Origin of the sequence: Citrobacter sp. BDA59-3 (assembly GCF_015167655.1) — a bacterium.
GTDB classification, from domain to species: domain Bacteria; phylum Pseudomonadota; class Gammaproteobacteria; order Enterobacterales; family Enterobacteriaceae; genus Phytobacter; species Phytobacter diazotrophicus.
Window position 1 is genome coordinate 437283 of record NZ_CP063427.1, and the last position, 18822, is coordinate 456104.

An 18822-nucleotide genomic window follows, 5' to 3' on the forward strand; every position below is an offset into this window, starting at 1 on the left:
GGATGCGGCTACGCCTTATCCGGGCAACGGTTTGATGGCGTTGATCATCGACGCCTCTCCCGGTGGGAGAGGCTGTCAGAGTAGCCCCGATAAGCGCATCGGGGAAAGATTACACACTTCCCGCCGGACGATTCCCTTTCCCTGCCGATGTCAGCGTGCGCGCCGTGCGCTTGCCGTCCAGACTTTCAAGCCGCATCTGGAACGGTGGGAACGGCAGATCGATACCATGTTCGCGGAAGCCCGCCAGAATCAACTGATGAATCTCGTGGCGCAGCGGCATACGGTGCCCCATCTCGGCGGCGTAGATACGCAGTTCAAATAGCTGGATCCCTTGCTGGAGGTCAACCAGGAATACTTCCGGGGCAGGGTTATCAATCACAAACGTACAACGTTCTGCGGCGGTATAAAGGATCTGCGTTACCTCTTCGCTGTTGGCATCGGCGGGTGCCGGGACCGTCAGCACCACACGCGTCACCGAATCCGACAGTGACCAGTTGATAAACTGCTCGGTAATAAAGGCCTTATTGGGCACGATGATCTCTTTGCGATCCCAGTCGCTGATCGTCGTGGCGCGGGTATTGATCTTCGTGACGCTACCGGTCAGATCGCGGATCGTCACGGTATCACCGATGCGGATCGGCTTTTCAAACAGAATGATCAGGCCGGAAATAAAGTTAGCGAAGATCTCCTGCAGGCCAAAGCCCAGACCGACGCCAAGCGCGGCAACCAGCCACTGCAATTTCGCCCATTCGATCCCGATCATTGAGAATCCAACCAGCCCGCCAAACAGCATTAGCAGATATTTGGTGATGGTGGTGATGGCATAACCGGTGCCTGGGGTGAGATCCAGATGCTGCAACAGGGCAAGCTCAAGCAGCGCCGGAAAGTTACGCACCAGTTGCGTGGTGATGATAAACACCAGAATGGCAATCAACACCGCGCCGAGAGTGATGGGCTCAAGGCTTTCCACTCCTTGTACCGTGGAGGTGACATCCCACAGAGAAATATTCTCCAGGAAGCCGAAAGCTGAGTGGATTTCTGACCACAGCACAATGACTGAGAGCAGCGCGATAAGCATCAGGATCGAGCGCACCAGGCGCAGCGATTGCACGCTGATGGCATCCAGATCGAGCTCTTTCTCATCTATCTCGACCGATCCTTCGGTACTGGTGGAGTGTGGCGTCTCATCTTCGCCTTTCGCGCGCTGGGCGAGGATCTCAGCGCGACGATGGCGGGCACGATCGAACGCCAGGCGGCGGCGCTGGATCAGCATCCAGCGGCGGATAATGTGATACACCACTAACAGCAGGAACCAGATGGCAACGGAGGTTTCCAGACGCGCCAGCAGTGCCTGCGAGGTGGCCAGATAGCCCACCGCAGCAGCCAGAATCGCAATCAGCGGGGCGCTTAACAGTAGGTTCCATAACAGGCGGTTCGGCATGTTATCACCTGAACCGGTCTTATCAACATAGAGCGGGATCCCGGCGCGTTTAAGACTGAGTGTGACGACCGCCAGCGCACCACAAATCAGAATAAAACAGAGCCTGCCCAGCGACCCGGAAAACTCCCGGTCATTGAGGTTATCGAACATGATCAGCGCCATAATCAATGGCACGATAAAACCAATGCTCATCAGATAGTTGCGCATTCCACGCGCCACGCGATGACGCGGCCAGCCGAAATGGGCGACAAATAATCCGGTTGGGCGGGCGAAAGTGGCACAAATCATCACGACCCACAGTAGCGGAACGGTCGCGGTGACGCCGTCGCCAATTGCTACGGCCAACGGATACGGCCAGGCTTCCTGTAAGCCGTAACCCAGCGTTGCCCACAATACGGGAAGCGGAAGGGCGACCAGAATCGACCAGAACACCGTACGCATTGTCAGCCAGAAATGGTCCTGAGTGACTTTGCCAACTTTGGCGCTGGAACGCTCAAGGAAACGGGTGAAATGCTTACGCGAGTAGAGGCTGAAACCTACGAGGATGAGCGCGCCAAAAAGCGGGAACAGCGTCTCTTTGCTGGTTAGCATCATTGCGCTGGCTTTGCCGAGTTGGCTAAAGGTATCCAGCGAGATCAGGCGTCGCAGATCCTGCACGATTTCAACCGGCCAGCTCAGGCTCATTGGACTGACGTCCGCCGTCCAGAAAAGGTAGCGGTGCGTGGCTTCATTCACCTCGCGCAGCGCATCCTCAAGCTGGCTATTAGAAACTTTAAGCTTTGTCAGTTCCAGAATCAGGGTATCGCCACCCTGTAGTAGCGACGAGAGCAGCTCACGCTGCGTGCGCAACTGAGCATCGAGTATACGGCTCTGCTCCGCCGTCAGTGGCTGGCCATCAGCCTGACGAATCTGTCGCAACTGAGGCTGCTTGTTCACCAGGTCTTCATAACGCATGCGGTGCACGCGAAGCTGCGCCATTTCTGTATCAAGTTGCTGGGGCTTAGGCATTTCCGGCAGGCGGGCCACCTGAGCGCGCAACGCTTCGCCCAACATATTGGACGCGCCCAGCCACTGTGACTGCTCGCGCAGGGTGGTCAGTGCCTGGCGGACCTGTAACATCTGATTTGTCGCCTGACGCTGTTGTGAGGCGACCAGATCCATGCGCTGCGCCTGCTGGTTTAGCGCCTGCGACAGCTCACGGTTGATCTTAAACTGTTCGACGATACCGGGCGGTAGGTTATCACTGTTTTCCGCCAGTTGTTCGGTACTCTCCAGCGCCTGCTCAGCTTCACGCTGACGTTGGCTGTTGAGCTGATTACGCAGCGCCTGCAGGTAAGCATCCAGTTGCTGTGCCTGCTTTTGGGCCAGCTCTGAGCGCATCCGCGACAGCTCCTGGCGGTTATTTGCCGATAGCTGTGCCAGTTCCAGTTCATCGACCAGCGCCCTCAGCTTTGCAGACTCTGCCTGGGCACTCAGATTTTGTGCCTGCGCGAGCGGCGTATTGCTGGTTTGCGCGCCGATGCGGCGTTCAACTTCATTAACCTGGCGGCGGGCATCCGTTTGCTGTTGCGGAAGCTGGCTCAGGGAATCGTTAATTTCCCGGGCGCGCTCCTGCTCTTGCTGTGCCTGGCGGGTTTTTTCCAGCAACTGACTGCTGACTTGCAGAATTTCCTGGTTTAGCGCGTCGGTGCTTATATTGGCAGGCACCGATTTTGGCTCATCGCGCAGGTTATCTAGCTGCGAGCGTAGCGTGCGGGAAAGTTTGGGGAAATTATCGATAATGTCTTGATATTGCTGGGCGCGCTCAAGCGAGCCTTTACGCTCTTCAAGTGCGTTAAGCGCGCCCTGGAGCACTTCGACGGTTTCAGCCTGATCGGGCGTGGCTTTTGCCGCTTTGGCCTGCTCCAGTTCTTGCGAGATTTGTTTGGCATCGGGGGCCGTTGCTGCATTGGCCCCCAGGCTGAGGCACCAGGCCATCAGAAAAATGATAATCAGGCGCACTACAGCTTACCTTCTTCGTTAGACTTCGTCTTTCTTGTCGTCTACCAGCGGGCTGGCATCCAGCTCGGCGGCAATTTCTTCTGCGGGCAGAGGCGTCGGTTCAGCTTCCGGTGTCACCAGCGTTTCGGTGGAGACGGCCAGCGGCTCGCCGATTTTGGTCACAGAAAGGCTTTGCAGGTGTTCTGCCAGATTCACTTTACCCGGAGCGAACAGGTTAATCACCGTTGAACCCAGTTTGAAGCGGCCCATCTCCTGGCCTTTCAGCAGCGCAACTGCACCATCGCTCTCGCCTGCAGGAAAGGTCCAGCGTTTGATGATGCCTTCGCGCGGCGGGGTGATCGTACCGGCCCAGACTGTCTCAATACTGCCGACAATCGTGGCTCCGACCAGAATTTGCGCCATCGGGCCGAATTCAGTATCGAACAAGCAAATGACGCGCTCGTTACGAGCAAACAGGTTTGGCACATTCTGCGCCGTCAGGTGGTTAACCGAAAACAGGTCGCCCGGTACATAAATCATTTCCCGCAGAATGCCGTTGCACGGCATATGCACGCGGTGATAATCACGCGGTGACAGGTACGTGGTAGCAAAAGAGCCATTACGGAACAGATCTGCCATCAGGTAGTTGCCTGCCAGCAGGGCTTCCAGGCTGTAATCGTGGCCTTTCGCCTGCAGGATTTTGTCGTTTTCGATTTTACCAAGCTGGCTTATCACGCCGTCTGCGGGCATGACCAGGATGTTCGGATCGGTGTTCAGCGGGCGAACATCGTCACGCAACGGGCGCACGAAGAAGTCGTTGAAGGTGCGATAGCTGGCGGTGTCCGGCTTTTGCGCCTCCTGCATATTGACCTTGTAGTATTTGACGAACAGATCAATAACCAGTTTGGTCAGCCAACCCGCGCGTTTGCTTGCGCCCCAGCCCGCCAGGCGAGTGAGCCACAGTTTCGGCAGAATGTATTGAAGCGAAAGTTTAAATGAGTTTAACAAGGTAGCCTCCAGGCCATTGTTTTTGTCGTTCCTGACCCGGCGCTATCGCCAGGTCTTTGCAAAAAAGGGGACGATTCTAACGACGCTTAGCTTAGTTGTCAGTCATCGGATTCAGAAAAGCTTTTACGCGTTTTTACTTGTGCCATGCTCTCAAGAATACGGTGATAATTTTCGAACCGCGTCCCGGCGATTTTGCCCTTGTCGACGGCTTCGCGGATGGCGCAGCCTGGGTCGCTGGCGTGTTTACAGTCACGGTATTTGCAGTGGCCGATATAGTCATGGAATTCGACAAAGCCGTTAGTAATTTGTTCCGGCTCCAGATGCCAGAGTCCAAATTCACGCACCCCGGGAGAATCAATCACATCGCCGCCGTGCGGGAAGTGATAAAGACGGGCGGCTGTCGTAGTGTGCTGGCCCAGACCGGAGTTATCAGAGACATCATTTGTCAGGATTTGGTCTTCATGCAGACCGAGCAGGGCGTTCAGCAGGCTGGATTTGCCCACGCCAGACTGCCCGGCAAAAATACTGATACGGTCAGTTAATGCGTCCTCAAGTGGCAGCAGCCCGTTCTGGGTATGGCTGGATACCATCAACACGCGATAACCGATTTTGCGGTAGATATCCATCTGCTCATTGACGAAGGCCATGCCTTCATCGTCCAGCAGATCGATCTTGTTCAGTACGATCAGCGGTTCAACCTCCAACGCTTCGCAGGCCACCAGATAACGATCGATAATATTGAGCGAGAGTTCCGGCAAAATGGCTGAAACGATCACGATCTGATCGATATTTGCCGCGATCGGTTTTACGCCATCGTAAAAGTCAGGACGGGTCAGTACGGACGTGCGCTCGTGTACGGCTTCGACAATGCCTTTTACCGTCACCCCTTCCGCCGCCTCTTTGCCCGGACGCCAGACGACGCGGTCGCCGGTGACCAGTGAACGAATGGTACGACGAATATTGCAACGGTGTACGGTGCCATCCGCGGCTTCAACGTCCGCGTGCATGCCGAAGCGGCTGATCACTATGCCCTCAGACGGCTCGCCAAACAGGTTGTCATCGTAGTCGGCTTTCTCCACAGACGTTTTTAACCGGCGCTGATGATTCGCGTTGACGCGGCGTTGCTGTCCTTTGGAGAGTTTATTTTTACTCAATCGTACTGGCTCCTGGTCGCCCCGGATGGGCAAAACCTTTATGATACACGCTATTTTAGATGAATATAGTCACGCTGAATATGACGCGAGAAGGGTGGAAAATAGCATGAGTGCAAATGAAAACAACCTGATTTGGATCGATCTGGAGATGACCGGGCTGAATCCGGAACGCGATCGTATTATTGAAATCGCGACCCTGGTTACCGACGCGAATCTGAATATCCTGGCGGAGGGGCCGACAATTGCGGTTCATCAGTCTGACGCTCAGCTGGCGTTGATGGATGACTGGAACGTACGTACCCACACTGGCAGCGGTCTGGTGGAGCGCGTCAAGGCAAGTCAGTTTGATGATCGCGCGGCAGAGCTGGCGACCATCGAATTTCTGAAAGAGTGGGTGCCAGCGGGCAAGTCGCCAATTTGTGGCAACAGTATCGGTCAGGACCGTCGTTTTCTGTTTAAGTACATGCCGGAGCTGGAAGCTTACTTCCACTATCGTTATCTGGACGTCAGCACCTTAAAAGAGTTAGCGCGTCGCTGGAAACCGGAAATTCTCGACGGTTTCAAAAAGCAGGGCACGCATCAGGCAATGGATGATATCCGTGAGTCTGTGGCCGAGCTTTCCTACTATCGCGAACATTTTATTAAGCTGTAAAAAGAGTGCCCGGATGGATGAAAAAGAGAGTAAGGTAGTCCGTCCGGCGCAAAAACAGGCAAGATGACGAATAATCGAGCACTTGAACGAAAAATTTAAAAAATCGTTTTCGGGGGGCTTGCAGGAGAAAGGAATTCTCGTATAATGCGCCTCCCGTGACGACACAGAAATGTGAAATTACGACAGCAAGAAAAATGATGTTTGCGGGAATAGCTCAGTTGGTAGAGCACGACCTTGCCAAGGTCGGGGTCGCGAGTTCGAGTCTCGTTTCCCGCTCCAAAATTTGAATGCACCATCAATCGCCGGTATGCACGTGTAGCCAAGCTGTTGCAACGTGAAACCAGAGATTATGCGGGAATAGCTCAGTTGGTAGAGCACGACCTTGCCAAGGTCGGGGTCGCGAGTTCGAGTCTCGTTTCCCGCTCCAAAATTTGAAAAGTATCGAAAGATACGCACCACCCAAGCGGGAATAGCTCAGTTGGTAGAGCACGACCTTGCCAAGGTCGGGGTCGCGAGTTCGAGTCTCGTTTCCCGCTCCAAATTTTTACTCCATTAAATTATCCACAGCGGAAAGCACATGCTGCGGACGATTTTTTTCGTCCTTACATATTCTTGTAAACAGACTTATCCACAGAACGCCTGCCTTCATTTGAAATCCCGATCGCTTCGCCTGGTGAATAGTATCAATTTAAATTACTGAATTTTTTAATAAAAAATTCATCTTAAATTGTTAATGGGATCACTTGACGATTTTGTGGGCATTGAAACGCAATGCGTTTTTAATTTTATTCACAAGCTGTGGATGGCTCAGGCGTCACGTATTAACCCCTTTTCGATAACCCTCACAAGGCGTTGTTTCTTCGGTGTCTGTACTTCCACCACGCAGGCATTTCGTTTTTCCACCTGTTGCGCAATGGCCCATTCTATATGTTCATCAAGAAGTGGGTGCTCACCCCGGCGTTGTTCCAGCGCACGTATATTGGCTTCATCCCAGGGGGCGTTACCCAGCGCGACGGCAATATTACGCAGCCAGCGTAGATGACCGATACGGCGAATCGCCGAGCCTTCCGTTACTTTCAAAAACCAGCTCTCGCTCCATGCAAACAATTCAATCAGTTCCGGCGAATGTAGCGCCTTGCGCGGGCTGAAATCTGCTTCATCTGTTAATTGCGAGAAACGGTTCCACGGGCAAATAAGCTGACAGTCGTCGCAGCCATAGATGCGGTTACCGATTAACGGGCGGAATTCCTCCGGAATCGCCCCTTCCAGCTCAATGGTGAGATAAGAGATGCAGCGGCGTGCATCGACCGTATAGGGCTCGACAATCGCCCCGGTCGGGCAAATGGTGAGGCAGGCCACGCAGCGACCGCAATCCTCTTCAACGGGCTGATCGACAGGCAGGGGCAAATCAATGAGTAACTCGCCGAGGAAGAAGAATGATCCGGCCTGGCGATTAAGGATTAGTGAGTGCTTACCTACCCAGCCAAGCCCGGCTTTTTCAGCTAATGGGCGTTCAAGGATGGGCGCAGAATCCACAAACGGTCTAAAATTCAGCGAAGCACAATGCTGCTGGATCTTTTCACCGAGTTGCTTTAATCGGTTACGTAGCAGTTTATGATAATCGCGGCCCAGCGCGTAGCGGCTGACATAGCCCAGCGCCGGGTTTTTAAGTGTGCTGGCGAAGGCGGCATTTGCGGGGAGATAGTTCATTCTTACGCTGATAACCCGCAAGGTGCCGGGCAGAAGCTCGTGTGGACGGGCGCGCATCATGCCGTGTCGCGCCATCCACTCCATTTCGCCATGATATTGTTTGTCCAGCCATGCCTGCAGCTTAGGTTCGCTGGCGGAAAGGTCGGTGTCAGCGATACCGACCTGCTGAAAACCCAGTTCAGTGCCCCACTGTTTGATGCTGTGCGCTAATTGATTGAGATCGAGGGGCTCTGACATGACGGACCATACAATGAAGAAATACGCAGCAAGTATACCACACTCCATCTGGCCTGCGGATGAACTGCGGCGGGCGGAAAAGGAGGCGGCAGATAGCCTTGGGATTACGCTGTTTGAATTGATGCAGCGGGCGGGTGAAGCCGCGTTCAACGTCGCACGGGAACACTATCCCACAACGCGACACTGGCTCGTGCTGTGCGGCCATGGCAACAACGGCGGCGATGGTTATGTTGTCGCACGTCTGGCCGCGGCCGCAGGCATTGAGGTGACCCTGTTGGCTATTGAGGGGAGCAAGCCGCTGCCGGAAGAGGCGCAGGCGGCGCGAGAAGCCTGGCTGAACGCCGGAGGTGTCATCCATGCTGCTGATATCATCTGGCCGGAAGGCGTCGATCTGATTATTGATGGTTTGCTGGGCACAGGGCTTAACAGCGCACCAAAAGAGCCTGGCGCGGCTCTGATAACCCAGGCTAATGCACATCCGGCTCCGATCCTGGCGCTGGATATTCCTTCTGGTTTACTGGCCCAGACCGGTACAACGCCTGGTGCGGTCATTGAGGCCGCGCATACCGTGACTTTTATCGCCCTGAAACCGGGATTGCTGACCGGGAAGGCCCGTGATGTCGTCGGTGTGCTCCATTATCATGCTCTGGGGCTGGAAAACTGGCTGGCCGGGCAGCAAACTTTACTGACCCGCGTTGATGCGACGTTCCTTCCCCATTGGTTTAGGCCGCGTCGCCCCACTTCACATAAAGGCTCCCATGGTCGGCTGGTCATCATTGGCGGCGATCATGGCACCGTTGGCGCTATCCGCATGACGGGCGAAGCGGCGCTGCGGGCGGGGGCGGGGCTGGTGCGTGTACTCACGCGTAGCGAAAATATTGCGCCTGTCATTACGGCCCGCCCGGAGCTGATGGTACATCAACTCACACCACAGAGCCTTGAAGAGAGTCTGGAGTGGGCCGATGTGGTGGTCATTGGGCCGGGGCTCGGTCAGCAAGAGTGGGGCAAAAAAGCCCTGCAGAAAGTTGAGAATTTCCGCAAACCGATGCTCTGGGACGCCGATGCGCTGAACCTTCTGGCAATCAATCCCGATAAACGTCACAATCGCATCCTGACGCCGCACCCTGGCGAGGCTGCGCGCCTGCTTGGCTGTTCCGTTGCAGAAATTGAAAGTGATCGCTTACTTTCTGCGCAACGTCTGCTACAACGATACGCAGGCATTGTCGTTCTGAAAGGGGCGGGTACGGTGGTGGCGGGCGCTGACGGCAAGGTCAGTATTATTGATGCTGGTAATGCGGGGATGGCCAGCGGCGGCATGGGAGATGTGCTGTCTGGCATTATCGGCGCAATGCTGGGGCAGAAGCTTGAACTGTATGACGCGGCCTGCGCAGGCTGTCTCGCCCATGGTGTCGCAGCAGATGTGCTGGCGGCGCGACAAGGGATGCGGGGCATGCTGGCAACCGATCTTTTTTCCACGCTGGTGCGTGTAGTTAACCCGGACGTTATTGAAACAGAAGATGATGAATCGAGTAATTCCTTTACCTGATGAGCAGGCGACCCTTACGTTGGGGCAACGCATGGCGCAGGCTTGCAATGGCGCGACAGTGATTTACCTGTACGGCGACCTGGGTGCGGGTAAAACCACTTTCAGCCGGGGCTTTCTGCAGGCTCTGGGTCACAACGGGAATGTTAAAAGCCCGACCTATACGCTGGTTGAACCCTACACACTCGATAAGCTGAATGTGTACCACTTCGACCTGTATCGCCTTGCGGATCCTGAGGAGCTGGAATTTATGGGGATCCGCGATTACTTTGCCAACGACGCTATTTGCCTGGTCGAGTGGCCGCAACAAGGTGCGGGTGTGCTGCCTGACCCGGATGTCGAAATTCATATTGATTACCAGGCGCAGGGGCGTGAGGCGCGCATTACTGCTGTATCCTCATCTGGCGATGCATTGCTGGCTCGTTTGGCCGGTTAATCTAAGGGATGACGGGATGATTTATCGCGTTAAAAGTTGGCTAATGACCGCACTGATTTTATTCAGCATGCAGGTCGGTGCGGCGAGTTTGTCAGATATTCAGGTTTCCAATGGGGATAACCAGGCCCGTATCACGTTCAGTTTTATGGGCGATCCGGAATATGCCTTTTCTCAGGAAGGGAAGCGAAGCGTTGCGCTGGATATCAAACAAACCGGTGTAATTCAGGGGTTGCCGCTCCAGTTCAGCGGTAACAATTTGGTCAGAAGCATTCGTTCGGGCACGCCGAAGGATAACCAGTCGCTGCGATTGGTGGTCGATTTAACGCAAAACGGTAAAACGCGCGCGGTGAAACAGCAAAGCGGCTCAGGTTATACCGTGGTGTTTACCATTGATGCCGATGTGCCGCCGCCGCCTCCGCCGCCAAAAGTGGTAGCGAAACGCGTTGAGACGCCTGCTGTCACGCCGCAACCGGTGCAGACCCAACCCGGTCGTAATCCTTTTAGTGGCAGCAACGATCGCATCACCAGCGTCACCAGCAGCAATACGGCGGTTCGTCCTGCGGCACAGGCGCGTCCGGCTTCCGGGGACAGTAAAGTCATTATTGCTATCGATGCCGGGCACGGCGGGCAGGATCCTGGTGCGATTGGTCCTGGCGGCACTCAGGAGAAAAACGTCACTATCTCCGTGGCGCGTAAACTGCGTACTTTGCTGAATGACGACCCCATGTTCAAAGCCGTAATGACCCGCGATGGCGATTATTTTATCTCGGTGATGGGGCGTTCGGACGTGGCGCGTAAACAAAACGCAAACTTCCTGGTGTCGATTCATGCGGATGCCGCACCGAATCGCGATGCTACCGGCGCGTCCGTCTGGGTGCTTTCTAACCGTCGCGCCAACAGTGAAATGGCGGGCTGGCTTGAGCAGCATGAGAAACAGTCCGAACTGCTGGGCGGCGCGGGCGATGTGCTGGCGAACAGTCAGTCTGACCCCTACCTGAGCCAGGCGGTGCTGGATTTACAATTCGGCCATTCTCAGCGTGTCGGTTATGATGTCGCCAGCAGTATGATCACTCAGCTTGCGCGTATTGGCGCGCTGCATAAGCGACATCCGGAACACGCAAGCCTTGGTGTACTTCGTTCGCCGGATATCCCGTCAGTGCTGGTTGAAACCGGGTTTATCAGTAACAACAGCGAAGAGCGTATGCTGGGCAGCGATGAGTACCAGCAGCAGCTTGCGGAAGCAATCTACACGGGGCTGCGCAACTATTTCCTTGCACACCCTCTGCAATCTGCGCCGCAGGGGGGCAGTGGACAAATGGCTAACGCCGCAGCGCCTGCCAGCGGATTGCTTAATTAAGGAGACTTCATGCCGATTCAGGTTTTGCCGCCACAGCTTGCGAACCAAATCGCCGCAGGCGAAGTGGTGGAACGCCCTGCGTCGGTGGTGAAGGAACTGGTGGAAAACAGTCTGGATGCGGGCGCGACCCGCATCGATATCGATATTGAACGCGGTGGGGCGAAGCTTATCCGCATTCGCGATAATGGCGGCGGCATTAAAAAAGATGAGCTGGCGCTGGCGCTGGCACGTCATGCCACCAGTAAAATTGCCTCGCTTGACGATCTTGAAGCCATCATCAGTCTGGGGTTTCGCGGTGAAGCGCTGGCCAGTATCAGCTCTGTCTCGCGTTTGACGCTCACCTCGCGCACCGCCGAACAGCAGGAGGCCTGGCAGGCTTATGCGGAAGGCCGTGATATGGACGTGACCGTTAAGCCTGCCGCCCATCCTGTGGGCACCACCCTGGAAGTGCTGGACCTCTTCTATAACACCCCGGCGCGGCGCAAATTCATGCGCACCGAAAAAACCGAATTCGGCCATATTGATGAAGTCGTAAGACGCATCGCGCTGGCGCGTTTTGATGTCACCATCAACCTGAGCCATAACGGTAAGATGATGCGTCAGTACCGTGCGGTGACTCAGAACGGGCAAAAAGAGCGTCGGCTGGGGGCTATTTGCGGTACTGCATTTCTGGAACAGGCGCTGGAAATCGAATGGCAGCATGGCGACCTGGCGCTACGTGGCTGGGTGGCTGAGCCCACGGCGACCACATCCGCGTTTGCTGAAATCCAGTATTGCTACGTCAATGGCCGCATGATGCGCGATCGCCTGATTAACCACGCGATTCGCCAGGCCTGTGAAGACAAGCTTGGGGCCGATCAGCAGCCTGCCTTTGTCCTCTATTTAGAGATAGACCCGCACCAGGTTGATGTGAACGTGCACCCGGCAAAACATGAGGTGCGTTTTCACCAGTCAAGGCTGGTGCATGATTTTATCTACCAGGGTGTGCTGAGCGTGCTGCAACAGCAGACAGCAACCGCCTTGCCGCTGGAAGACGAACCAGCGCCGCGCCCGATACCGGAAAACCGCATCGCCGCCGGGCGCAATCACTTCGCAGAACCCTCTGTGATGCGCGAGCCCACGACGCGAGCGTCTGCTTCATCAGGGGCTGCTTCGGCAGGTTCCGCACGTGTGCCTTCATGGCCAAACGCACAGCCGGGTTATCAGAAGCAGCAAGGCGCGCTGTACCGCCAGTTGCTGGAAACCCCGGCGGCGGAGCGTAAAGCGGATGTCGTAAAAGAAGTCGCTCCCGTTCTGGACGCGCACAGCCAGAGTTTTGGTCGGGTGCTGACGGTTGTCGCGCCTGCCTTTGCTTTGCTTGAGCGCGGCGGTCAGGTCGCGTTACTGGCGTTGCCCGTGGCAGAGCGCTGGCTGAGACAGGCGCAATTGTCGCCGACCGGCGGGCCGGTGTGCGGACAGCCGCTACTCATTCCCGTGCGTCTGAAAGTATCCTCACAAGAAAATGCCGCGTTAAAACGCGCGCAACCGGTACTGGCCGAAATGGGTATCGAATTTGTGCCGGATGGTCAACACGTTACGATTCGCGCCGTGCCTTTACCCTTACGCCAACAAAATTTACAAATCTTGATTCCTGAACTGATAGGCTACCTGGCGCAGCAGACAGAGATTGATGCGGTGAATGTTTCCCACTGGCTGGCCCGCCATCTGGCGAGCGAACATACCCAGTGGAATATGGCGCAAGCCATTAGTCTGCTTACCGACGTCGAACGTCTTTGTCCGCATCTGGTTAAGACCCCGCCAGATGGTTTGTTACAACCTGTTGATTTATCTATGGCGATGAATGCCCTGAAACATGAGTGATGTAAGCAAGGCTGGCCTGCCTAAGGCTATTTTTTTGATGGGGCCGACGGCCTCTGGCAAAACGGCATTAGCCATTGAGTTACGTAAAGTTTTGCCAGTTGAGTTGATAAGCGTGGATTCAGCCCTTATCTATCAAGGGATGGATATTGGTACGGCGAAGCCGACTGCCGCTGAATTACGCGCCGCTCCGCACCGGTTGTTGGATATTCTCGACCCGGCGCAGGCGTATTCCGCGGCCGATTTTCGCCGCGATGCGCTGGCAGCCATGGCGGAGATTACCGCAGAAGGGCGCATCCCGCTGCTGGTTGGCGGCACGATGCTTTATTTTAAAGCACTGCTGGAAGGGTTGTCCCCTTTGCCATCAGCGGATCCAGCGGTACGAGCAGAGATTGAAAGACAAGCAGCAGAGCGTGGATGGGACGCGTTGCATCAGCAGCTACAGACTATTGATCCTGTAGCCGCAGCGCGAATCCATCCAAATGATCCGCAAAGGCTTTCCCGGGCACTGGAAGTTTTTTTCATTTCGGGTAAAACTTTAACAGATCTGACGCAAACGTCTGGAGATACTCTGCCGTATCAGGTGCATCAGTTCGCCATCGCCCCGGCGAGCCGTGAACTGCTCCATCAGCGAATTGAGCAGCGTTTTCATCAGATGTTAGCTTCGGGTTTTGAAGCAGAAGTGCGGGCGCTTTTTGCTCGCGGAGATTTGCATACGGATATGCCTTCCGTTCGTTGTGTGGGTTATCGCCAGATGTGGTCGTATCTTGAAGGCGAAATATCCTACGACGAAATGGTTTACAGAGGTGTTTGCGCCACGAGGCAGTTAGCAAAGCGGCAAATAACCTGGTTGCGTGGCTGGGATGGCGTTCACTGGTTAGACAGTGAAAAGCCGCAAGAGTCATACAACGAAGTGTTACAGGTTATTGGTGCGATCGCGAATTGAATGTGTACAATCAAGTTGTATCGTGCGCAAAATTTTACGCAGTTTTCAGAACTCCCGGGTTCTAAGTACAAAACAAGCATATAAGGAAAAGATAGAATGGCTAAGGGGCAATCTTTACAAGATCCGTTCCTGAACGCACTGCGTCGGGAACGTGTTCCAGTTTCAATTTATTTGGTGAATGGTATTAAGCTGCAAGGGCAAATTGAGTCTTTCGATCAGTTCGTGATCCTGTTGAAAAACACGGTCAGCCAGATGGTCTACAAGCATGCTATTTCCACTGTTGTTCCGTCTCGCCCGGTTTCTCATCATAGCAATAACGCGGGCGGCGGCACTGGCAGTAACTACCATCACGGTAGCAATGCTCAGTCCTCTGCGCAGCAGGACAGCGAAGAAACCGAATAAGGTTGATGGCTGTTTTTCCATGTCGGGGAGCCAGGATTCTGAGTTCCCCGCTGGTATTTTAGGAGAGTTTACGCTTGTTTGACCGTTATGAAGCCGGTGAGCAGGCGGTGCTGGTACACATCTATTTTTCGCAAGACAAAGATATGGAAGATCTCCAGGAGTTTGAATCTCTGGTCTCTTCCGCCGGTGTCGAAGCAATGCAGGTGATTACTGGTAGCCGTAAAGCACCGCACCCTAAGTATTTTGTAGGTGAAGGTAAGGCTGTCGAAATTGCGGAAGCCGTAAAAGCGACAGGGGCTTCTGTTGTTTTATTTGATCACGCATTGAGTCCGGCCCAGGAACGTAATCTTGAAGCGTTATGTGAATGCCGGGTTATCGACCGTACAGGTTTGATATTAGATATTTTCGCCCAGCGTGCGCGTACCCATGAAGGTAAGCTGCAGGTTGAGCTGGCGCAGTTGCGCCATTTAGCGACGCGTTTAGTGCGTGGCTGGACCCACCTTGAAAGACAGAAGGGCGGGATTGGTTTGCGTGGCCCGGGTGAAACCCAGCTCGAAACCGACCGTCGTTTACTGCGTAATCGTATTATGCAAATCCTCTCGCGGCTTGAGAAAGTGGAAAAGCAGCGTGAACAGGGACGCCGCTCGCGCATGAAAGCGGATATTCCAACGGTGTCGCTGGTGGGTTATACCAACGCCGGCAAATCCTCCCTGTTTAATCAGATAACCGAGGCCCAGGTGTACGCGGCGGATCAACTATTCGCCACACTGGACCCGACCCTGCGTCGTATTGATGTTGCTGACGTAGGTGAAACCGTACTGGCGGATACCGTTGGGTTTATTCGCCATTTGCCTCACGACCTGGTGGCGGCGTTTAAAGCGACGTTGCAGGAAACCCGGCAGGCGACGCTGCTATTGCATGTCATAGACGCGGCCGATGTGCGTGTCGCTGACAACATCGAGGCGGTGAACATTGTGCTTGAGGAGATCGACGCACATGAAATCCCGACGCTGCTGGTGATGAACAAGATCGATATGCTGGATGATTTTGAGCCGCGTATTGACCGTGATGATGAAAATAAACCGATTCGGGTGTGGCTTTCCGCTCAGACCGGAGTCGGCGTACCACTGTTATTCCAGGCTTTAACAGAGCGGCTGTCTGGCGAGGTTGCGCAGCATACGTTGCGTTTGCCGGCAAAAGAAGGTCGTCTGAGAAGTCGTTTTTATCAGCTTCAGGCCATCGAAAAAGAGTGGATGGAGGAAGACGGGAGTCTGGGCATACAGGTGCGTATGCCGATTGTGGACTGGCGTCGCCTCTGTAAACAAGAACCGGCACTGGAAGACTACGTCGTCTGACCGGTTGGCCAGAAGGATTTTCCCCTTTTGGGGTACCTAAAATAATTTGGGTTGCATCGTGGCGGCAAATCAAGGCCGCCAATAAAGAGGCAGCCCGAAGCATGAAGGGTAAAACCGCATAACAAATATGGAGCACATACATGGCGTGGAATCAGCCCGGTAACAACGGACAAGACCGCGACCCGTGGGGAAGCAGCAAACCAGGCGGCAACTCTGAGGGAAATGGAAACAAAGGCGGTCGCGATCAGGGGCCACCTGATCTGGATGATATCTTCCGTAAGCTGAGCAAAAAACTCGGCGGCCTGGGTGGTGGCAAAGGCACCGGTTCAGGTGGCGCAAGCCAACAACCTTCCGGCCCGCGTGGCCACGTTGGCGGCCGCATCGTCAGCATCGTCGCGGCTGCTGCCGTGATTATCTGGGCTGCCAGTGGGTTCTACACCATTAAAGAAGCGGAACGTGGCGTTGTGACCCGTTTCGGCAAATTCAGTCATCTGGTAGAGCCAGGTCTGAACTGGAAACCGACCTTTATCGATAACGTGACGGCGGTAAACGTCGAATCCGTTCGCGAGCTGGCGGCGTCCGGCGTGATGTTAACGTCTGATGAAAACGTCGTGCGCGTCGAAATGAACGTGCAGTACCGCGTGACCGATCCTGAACGTTACCTCTATAGCGTAACCAGCGCGGATGACAGTCTGCGCCAGGCGACAGACAGCGCGCTGCGTGGCGTTATTGGCAAATACGGCATGGACCGCATTCTGACGGAAGGCCGTACCGTTATCCGTAGCGATACCCAGCGTGAGCTGGAAGAGACCATCAGACCGTACAACATGGGTATCACCCTGCTGGACGTCAACTTCCAGGCGGCGCGTCCGCCAGAAGAGGTCAAAGCCGCCTTTGATGATGCGATTGCCGCACGTGAAAACGAGCAGCAATTCATCCGTGAAGCGGAAGCGTACACCAACGAAGTGCAGCCTCGTGCAAACGGTCAGGCGCAGCGTATCCTGGAAGAAGCGCGCGCGTACAAGACCCAAACCATTCTGGAAGCCCAGGGTGAAGTGGCTCGCTTTGCGAAGATTCTGCCTGAGTATAAAGCCGCACCGGAAATTACCCGTGAGCGTCTCTATATCGAGACCATGGAAAAAGTGCTGAGCCACACCCGTAAAGTGCTGGTCAACGATAAAGGTGGCAACCTGATGGTTCTGCCGCTTGATCAGATGCTGAAAGGCGGGAATGCACCTGCGGCAAAGAGCGATAGCAGTGGCGCGAACAACCTTCTGCGCCTGCCGCCTGCGTCCTCTTCCGGTAACAGCGGTGCGAGCAATTCATCGTCTATCAGTCAGGGCGACATTATGGACCAACGCCGCGCTAACGCGCAGCGTAACGACTATCAGCGTCAGGGGGAATAACGATGCGTAAGTCAGTTATCGCGATTATCATCATCGCGCTGGTAGTGCTCTACACTTCTATTTTTGTCGTAAAAGAGGGTGAACGCGGGATCAAATTCCAGTTCAGCAGCGTGGTACGTGACGGCGATAAAAAGCCGGTAATTTATGAGCCTGGTCTGCATTTTAAAGTGCCTTTTATTCAGTCAGTTAAAATGATGGACGCGCGTATCCAGACGATGGATAACCAGGCTGATCGTTTCGTGACCAAAGAGAAGAAAGATCTGATTGTCGACTCGTACATCAAGTGGCGAATCAGCGATTTCAGCCGTTACTTCCTGGCGACGGGAGGCGGTGACGTCTCTCAGGCGGAAGTACTGCTGAAACGTAAGTTCTCGGACCGTCTGCGTTCTGAAATTGGTCGCCTGGATGTCAAAGATATCGTGACCGATTCTCGTGGCCGCCTGACGCTGGAAGTGCGTGACGCGCTGAACTCCGGTTCTGCGGGTACGGTAGACGAAGTGACAACGCCAGCGGCGGATAACGAAATCGCTAAAGCAGCAGAGCGCGTTCAGGCTGAAACCAACGGTAAAGTGCCAGTGGTGAACCCGAACAGTATGGCGGCGCTGGGTATTGAAGTCGTTGACGTGCGTATCAAGCAGATCAACCTGCCAACCGAAGTGTCGGAAGCGATCTTCAACCGTATGCGCGCTGAGCGTGAAGCGGTTGCCCGTCGCCACCGTTCTCAGGGTCAGGAAGAGGCTGAAAAACTGCGCGCAGCAGCCGATTATGAAGTCACGAAGACACTGGCAGAATCTGAGCGTCAGGGCCGTATCCTGCGTGGTGAAGGCGATGCCGAAGCGGCGAAACTGTTTGCTGACGCCTTTAGTCAGGATCCTGACTTCTACGCCTTTATCCGTAGCCTGCGTGCTTACGAAAGCAGTTTCCAGAGCAACCAGGATGTGATGGTGCTCAGCCCGGATAGCGATTTCTTCCGTTACATGAAGACACCGACTTCCGCGACACGTTAAACTGACGTCTCGATTTTATAAGTAAAAACCACCGGCCCATCAGGGCGGTGGTTTTCTTTTTATAAGGATAAAAAATGAACGCAACAATCTGGCTGGCACTGGCGCTCGTGTTGGTGTTTGAAGGGCTCGGTCCAATGCTTTATCCCCGAGCCTGGCGTCGCATGATTGCCACGATGAGTACATTGCCAGACAACCTGCTGCGTCGCTTCGGAGGGGGTCTTGTGGTCGCCGGTATCGTTATCTACTACATGTTGAGGAAAACGATTGGCTGATCAAAAAACGGTCGGATTTGCCTCATTTTGGGTACAAAAAGTGCTGTATATCTGAAAAA

At 54.7% G+C, this 18822-nt stretch carries 15 protein-coding genes, 3 tRNA genes and 1 pseudogene; 15 read left to right on the forward strand and 4 right to left on the reverse strand.

The annotated features are described in order from the left end of the window. Positions 1-109 precede the first annotated feature (109 nt). The 3 genes from mscM to rsgA all read right to left on the reverse strand — a co-directional run bounded on the left by mscM (position 110) and on the right by rsgA (position 5583). The gene (mscM, locus tag IP582_RS02055; RefSeq protein ID WP_193794938.1) at positions 110-3442 is read right to left on the reverse strand and encodes a miniconductance mechanosensitive channel MscM; all 3333 of its coding nucleotides are present in this window, start codon (positions 3440-3442) and stop codon (positions 110-112) included. Positions 3443-3460: 18 nt separating this feature from the next. Beyond that, entirely contained in the window at positions 3461-4429 is a 969-nt protein-coding gene (gene asd, locus IP582_RS02060; protein ID WP_039077830.1) for an archaetidylserine decarboxylase, read from the reverse strand. 98 nt (positions 4430-4527) lie between these two features. Continuing rightward, positions 4528-5583 (reverse strand): small ribosomal subunit biogenesis GTPase RsgA, encoded by a 1056-nt coding sequence (rsgA, locus tag IP582_RS02065; RefSeq protein WP_193794939.1) that lies wholly within the window; start codon positions 5581-5583, stop codon positions 4528-4530. 106 nt (positions 5584-5689) lie between these two features. On the opposite strand from rsgA, the gene orn reads away from it, so the two are divergent. The 5 genes and pseudogenes from orn (at position 5690) to IP582_RS02090 (ending at position 7060) form a co-directional block, all read left to right on the forward strand. Further along, positions 5690-6235, forward strand: a complete 546-nt coding sequence (gene orn / locus IP582_RS02070) for an oligoribonuclease (protein ID WP_039077828.1) — start codon at positions 5690-5692, stop codon at positions 6233-6235. Between the two features lie 203 nt (positions 6236-6438). Further along, a tRNA-Gly gene (locus tag IP582_RS02075) sits at positions 6439-6514 on the forward strand. 72 nt (positions 6515-6586) lie between these two features. Then, positions 6587-6662: transfer RNA gene (locus tag IP582_RS02080), tRNA-Gly, on the forward strand. Positions 6663-6698: 36 nt separating this feature from the next. Next, positions 6699-6774 (forward strand) — tRNA-Gly (locus IP582_RS02085). A gap of 232 nt (positions 6775-7006) precedes the next feature. After that, positions 7007-7060: pseudogene (locus IP582_RS02090) on the forward strand (hypothetical protein). Here IP582_RS02090 and queG read toward each other — a convergent pair. Continuing rightward, positions 7043-8182, reverse strand: a complete 1140-nt coding sequence (gene queG / locus IP582_RS02095) for a tRNA epoxyqueuosine(34) reductase QueG (RefSeq protein WP_039077821.1) — start codon at positions 8180-8182, stop codon at positions 7043-7045. The pseudogene IP582_RS02090 and the gene queG sit on opposite strands and share 18 nt — an antisense overlap. Here queG and nnr point away from each other — a divergent pair. From nnr to IP582_RS02145, 10 genes are all read left to right on the forward strand, one after another. Continuing rightward, positions 8181-9728, forward strand: coding sequence for a bifunctional ADP-dependent NAD(P)H-hydrate dehydratase/NAD(P)H-hydrate epimerase (gene nnr, locus IP582_RS02100; protein WP_193794940.1), 1548 nt, complete (start codon positions 8181-8183; stop codon positions 9726-9728). The genes queG and nnr overlap by 2 nt on opposite strands. Next, a complete protein-coding gene (gene tsaE, locus IP582_RS02105; RefSeq protein ID WP_039077819.1) occupies positions 9700-10161 on the forward strand; it encodes a tRNA (adenosine(37)-N6)-threonylcarbamoyltransferase complex ATPase subunit type 1 TsaE in 462 nt (153 codons plus the stop codon). Before nnr ends, tsaE begins: the two co-directional genes overlap by 29 nt. A gap of 16 nt (positions 10162-10177) precedes the next feature. Beyond that, on the forward strand, positions 10178-11518 hold the full coding sequence (gene amiB / locus IP582_RS02110) for an N-acetylmuramoyl-L-alanine amidase AmiB (protein WP_071193464.1): 1341 nt from the start codon (positions 10178-10180) through the stop codon (positions 11516-11518). A 9-nt stretch (positions 11519-11527) separates the two neighbouring features. Then, positions 11528-13378 (forward strand): DNA mismatch repair endonuclease MutL, encoded by a 1851-nt coding sequence (gene mutL / locus IP582_RS02115; RefSeq protein ID WP_193794941.1) that lies wholly within the window; start codon positions 11528-11530, stop codon positions 13376-13378. Continuing rightward, entirely contained in the window at positions 13371-14321 is a 951-nt protein-coding gene (gene miaA / locus IP582_RS02120; protein ID WP_107223546.1) for a tRNA (adenosine(37)-N6)-dimethylallyltransferase MiaA, read from the forward strand. The genes mutL and miaA overlap by 8 nt, the downstream gene beginning before the upstream one ends. 96 nt (positions 14322-14417) lie before the next feature. Further along, positions 14418-14723: an RNA chaperone Hfq gene (gene hfq / locus IP582_RS02125; RefSeq protein ID WP_039077815.1), complete on the forward strand. Its 306-nt coding sequence runs from the start codon at positions 14418-14420 to the stop codon at positions 14721-14723. 74 nt (positions 14724-14797) lie between these two features. Continuing rightward, entirely contained in the window at positions 14798-16078 is a 1281-nt protein-coding gene (gene hflX / locus IP582_RS02130) for a ribosome rescue GTPase HflX (protein ID WP_039077814.1), read from the forward strand. Positions 16079-16218: 140 nt separating this feature from the next. Further along, positions 16219-17484 carry an FtsH protease activity modulator HflK gene (hflK, locus tag IP582_RS02135; RefSeq protein ID WP_039077813.1) on the forward strand — a complete coding sequence of 422 codons (1266 nt, stop codon included), beginning with the start codon at positions 16219-16221 and terminating at the stop codon, positions 17482-17484. A gap of 2 nt (positions 17485-17486) precedes the next feature. After that, on the forward strand, positions 17487-18491 hold the full coding sequence (hflC, locus tag IP582_RS02140) for a protease modulator HflC (RefSeq protein WP_039077812.1): 1005 nt from the start codon (positions 17487-17489) through the stop codon (positions 18489-18491). 74 nt (positions 18492-18565) lie between these two features. Then, positions 18566-18763: a DUF2065 domain-containing protein gene (locus IP582_RS02145; protein WP_039077811.1), complete on the forward strand. Its 198-nt coding sequence runs from the start codon at positions 18566-18568 to the stop codon at positions 18761-18763. The last annotated feature ends 59 nt before the right edge of the window (positions 18764-18822 follow it).

Excerpts from the sequence above, each read along its gene's own strand:
- orn (WP_039077828.1), top strand. The coding sequence starts at position 5,690 with ATGAGTGCAAATGAAAACAACCTGATTTGGATCGATCTGGAGATGACC.
- mutL (WP_193794941.1), top strand. The coding sequence starts at position 11,528 with ATGCCGATTCAGGTTTTGCCGCCACAGCTTGCGAACCAAATCGCCGCA.
- hfq (WP_039077815.1), top strand. The coding sequence starts at position 14,418 with ATGGCTAAGGGGCAATCTTTACAAGATCCGTTCCTGAACGCACTGCGT.
- hflK (WP_039077813.1), top strand. The coding sequence starts at position 16,219 with ATGGCGTGGAATCAGCCCGGTAACAACGGACAAGACCGCGACCCGTGG.
- tsaE (WP_039077819.1), top strand. The coding sequence starts at position 9,700 with ATGATGAATCGAGTAATTCCTTTACCTGATGAGCAGGCGACCCTTACG.
- queG (WP_039077821.1), bottom strand. The coding sequence starts at position 8,182 with ATGTCAGAGCCCCTCGATCTCAATCAATTAGCGCACAGCATCAAACAG.
- nnr (WP_193794940.1), top strand. The coding sequence starts at position 8,181 with ATGACGGACCATACAATGAAGAAATACGCAGCAAGTATACCACACTCC.
- miaA (WP_107223546.1), top strand. The coding sequence starts at position 13,371 with ATGAGTGATGTAAGCAAGGCTGGCCTGCCTAAGGCTATTTTTTTGATG.
- hflC (WP_039077812.1), top strand. The coding sequence starts at position 17,487 with ATGCGTAAGTCAGTTATCGCGATTATCATCATCGCGCTGGTAGTGCTC.
- amiB (WP_071193464.1), top strand. The coding sequence starts at position 10,178 with ATGATTTATCGCGTTAAAAGTTGGCTAATGACCGCACTGATTTTATTC.
- IP582_RS02145 (WP_039077811.1), top strand. The coding sequence starts at position 18,566 with ATGAACGCAACAATCTGGCTGGCACTGGCGCTCGTGTTGGTGTTTGAA.